This is a genomic window from uncultured Aquincola sp. (assembly GCF_964001545.1).
Taxonomy (GTDB): domain Bacteria; phylum Pseudomonadota; class Gammaproteobacteria; order Burkholderiales; family Burkholderiaceae_C; genus Aquincola.
Window position 1 is genome coordinate 1 of record NZ_CAXFDV010000776.1, and the last position, 3,464, is coordinate 3,464.

Here is a 3,464-nt window from a genome sequence, read left to right on the forward strand (position 1 = left end):
CAGCACGATCTCGCCGGCCGCCGGCAGGTGGCTCACGTAGCGCTGGAAGTACCACTGGGTGCGCTCGCGGTCGTTGGGCGCGGGCAGCGCGGCCACGCGGCACACACGCGGGTTCAGCCGCTGGGTGATGCGCTTGATCACGCCGCCCTTGCCGGCCGCGTCGCGGCCTTCGAACAGGATCACCACCTTCTGCCGCTGGGCCACCACCCAGTCCTGCAGCTTCACCAGCTCGCCCTGCAGCCGGAACAGCTCGCGGAAGTACAGGCGCCGCAGGGCCTTGGCCTCGGGGTCGTGGGCGTCGTCGCCGTCATCGATCGCCATTTCCAGCTCTTCGTCGTAGCTGTCGATGAGGTCGAGGTGCATGCGCTGCAAGGGCAGCAGTTGGGCGTCTTCGGTGCGGTCGTTCATGGCGGCCAGGCGGTCAGGGAACACCCGGGCACGCTGCCCGCCGCGTGTGACGCTGTCGTGACGGGGGCTGCGATGGGTCCGTCAATCGCCAATATTGACCTTCGTGGTGTGTACGCACGGATACCCGCCTCTCCCACGGACGATTGATGCTGCTTAGCAACAATTCGGCTAGATTGCTCCGTTGATTTTTCACATACCGGGGTCTGTTTGTCGTTTGCGTCTGTTTTTCCGCTGCGTGCCCTGCTGGTGGGCGCCGTCACTTGCCTGGCGGTGGCCAGTGCCGCCGCACAACCTTCCCTGCCCTGGTCGCCGACCCCGTATGAGCGCCACGCCCTGCAACTGCTGGCCGACGAAGCCGGCCTGCAACTGCCCTTGAGCCACTGGCCGCTGCCGCGCCGCGCGGTGGTGGAGGCCATTGACCATTTGCCCGGCAGCCTGCCCGCCGCGCTGCAGGCCGCGCGCGACACCGTGGCCGCCGGCCTGGAACGCGCCCGCCGTGGCAGCGCCACGCTGACGGTGCGCAACACCGACGAAGCCTTGGCCGGTTTCGGCGAAGACGGCACGCCCGGCAGCCACGCCACGCTGCGCAGCCCTGCGGTGGAAGGCCCCTGGCTGGCCGCCCAGCTGGGCGTGCGCGCCGGCCGTGCCACCGCGCCCTGGGACAACGGCACCGAGTGGCGGCTGGACGGCAGCGCGCTGGTGGCAGAGGCCGGCGGCTGGCAGCTGCAGGCCTGGTCGCGCCAGGCCTGGTGGGGGCCGGGCTGGCAAAGCAGCCTGGTGCTCAGCCAGAACACCGCGCCCATGACCGGCATCGGCCTGCAGCGCGGCTCGGCCGCGCGGTCCGAATCACCCTGGCTGTCGTGGGCCGGCCCCTGGAACTTCGAGTTCTTCATCGCCCAGACCGATGCGGCCCACCGCCCAGCCGACCCGGTGCTGATCGGCAACCGGCTGACGCTCAAGCCGCTGCCCGGCCTGGAAATCGGCCTGACGCGCATGGTGCAGTGGGGCGGCGAGGGTCGCGACCAGTCGCTGCGCAGCCTGCTGCGGGTGCTGGCCGGCCGCGGCACCAACAACGGCGACATGAGCTTCAGCGGCTCGGACCCCGGCAACGCGCTGGCCGGCTTCGACCTGCGCGCCAACTGCCCCACCGGCTGGCGCTGCGCCGGCTATGTGCAGGCGATGGGCGAGGACGAAGCCGACTACCTGCCCTCGAAGTACCTGGCGCTGTGGGGCCTGGAAGGCTGGTCGGCCGACGGCCGCCACCGCTGGTTCGGTGAATACGCCGAAACCGGCTGCCGCATGCCGGTGGGCCAGCCGGGCGAGAAGGGCTGCGCCTACCGCAACTACGCCTATGCCGACGGCTACACCCACGGCGGCCGCTGGCTGGGCGCGGCCGCCGGACCCGACAGCCGGCTGCTAACGCTGGGCTGGCTGAACGCCGAGCGCCGCAGCTCGCTGCGGCTGCATGCCGGCCGCATCGGCCAGCGCATGGGCGACCTGGGCAGCCCGCGCGACGCCCGCGCCAACGGCCGCCTGGTGGGCCTGGCCGCCAGCACCGAGTGGCAGTGGGGCCCCGCCACCGTCACGCCCGAGCTGAGCTGGCTGCGCGTGAACGCCGATGGCGGCCGGCAGACGCAAGCACGCATCGGCGCCACCGTGACGGTGCCGCTGGACAAGCTGCTGGCCCTTTAAGACATCCCGAAGAGGCGCTTGAGCCAGGCCCAGAAGCCGCCGGGCTTGGCAGGTTCGGTCGCCGGCTCGGCCGCTGCGGCGGCCACCGGCTCGGCCGCCGGCTTGTAGCGCTCGGCCAGCTGGGCATTGAAGTTCTCGAAGAACTCGCCCGCCATCTTCTGCGCCGCCATGTCCACCAGGCGCGAGCCGATCTGCGCGATCTTGCCGCCCACGGTGGCATTGGCGGTGTAGTGCAGCACAGTGCTGTCGGGGCCGGCCGGCTCCAGCCGCACCGCGGCCGTGCCCTTGGCATGGCCGGCCGGGCCGCCCTGCCCTTCGAACTGGATGTTGTAGGCGTTGGGCGGGTCCAGGTCGGCCAGCTTGAGCTTGCCCTTGAACTTGGCCTTCACTGGGCCGATGGCGGCGGTGACCAGCACCTCGTACTGGTTGTCGCCGGTGGGCGTGATGCTTTCGCAGCCCGGCATCGCGGACTGCAGCAGGCTGATGTCGTTGAGCGCCTCCCAGGCCTGGGCCTGGCTGACGGGCAGCGTCTGCTGGTTGGTGAGTTGCATCGCGAAGTCCTCCCTTGTTGTTCAGTGGCGGCCGGCTGGCGCGTCGTCGGCCAGCAGGCGGGTGAGTTGTTCCAGGCTGTCCAGGTTGTGCGCCGGCACGAAGCGGTCGACGTGCGGCAGCATGGTGCGGATGCCGGCGGCCTTGGGCTCGAAGCCCTGCCAGCGCAGCAGCGGATTGACCCACACCAGGCGCCGGCAGCTCTTGTGCAGCCGCTCCATCTCGAAGCGCAGCGCCTCGGTGTGGCCATGCTCCAGGCCGTCGGTCACCAGCAGCACGGTGGCACGGCCGCTGAGCGTGCGGCGGGCCCACTGCTGGTTGAACTGGTGCAGGCAGGCGCTGATGCGCGTGCCGCCCGACCAGTCCTGCACCGCGCGCACCACCTGGGCCACGGCGATGTCGGGGTCGCGCTGGCGCAGCAGGTGGGTGGTGCGGGTCAGCCGGGTGCCGAAGACGAAGCTCTCCACCCGCACATCGGCCCGCGCCAGCGTGTGGGTGAAGTGCAGCAGCATGCGCGAGTAGCGGCTCATCGAGCCCGAGATGTCGGCCAGCACCACCAGCGGCGCCGGCCGCGCCCGCGGTGCGCGCCAACGCGGCTGCAGCAGCTCGCCGCCCTGGCGCGCCATGGCCTGCAGCGTGGCACGCCAGTCGGCACGGCCGGGGCGTGCGGCGGGCCGCGTGCGCCGGGTGGCCACTGGCTCGAACAGCGGCTTCATGCGGCGCAGCGCGCGCTTGGCCTGCAGCCATTCGTCGGGGCTCATGGTGTCGAAGTCGGCGCGCTGCAGCAGCTCACGTTCGCTGAAGGTGAGCGTGGC

The 3,464-nt window shown here is 71.4% G+C and carries 3 protein-coding genes and 1 pseudogene; 1 reads left to right on the plus strand and 3 read right to left on the minus strand.

Translation table 11 applies throughout. The features are described from left to right. A pseudogene (locus ABNT58_RS27010) lies at nt 1–408 on the minus strand (polyphosphate kinase 2); the annotation flags it as partial. 246 nt (nt 409–654) lie between these two features. Here ABNT58_RS27010 and ABNT58_RS27015 point away from each other — a divergent pair. Beyond that, complete coding sequence (locus ABNT58_RS27015) at nt 655–2,100, plus strand: capsule assembly Wzi family protein (RefSeq protein ID WP_348756467.1); 1,446 nt, start codon at nt 655–657, stop codon at nt 2,098–2,100. On the opposite strand, the gene ABNT58_RS27020 is transcribed toward ABNT58_RS27015, so the two are convergent. Together ABNT58_RS27020 and ABNT58_RS27025 are read right to left on the minus strand one after the other, a co-directional pair. After that, nucleotides 2,097–2,651, minus strand: a complete 555-nt coding sequence (locus tag ABNT58_RS27020; protein ID WP_348756468.1) for a carbon monoxide dehydrogenase subunit G — start codon at nt 2,649–2,651, stop codon at nt 2,097–2,099. The two genes, ABNT58_RS27015 and ABNT58_RS27020, sit on opposite strands and share 4 nt — an antisense overlap. Before the next feature lie 21 nt (nt 2,652–2,672). Next, nucleotides 2,673–3,464: VWA domain-containing protein (locus ABNT58_RS27025; RefSeq protein ID WP_348756469.1), on the minus strand; the 792-nt coding region annotated here is incomplete at its 5' end.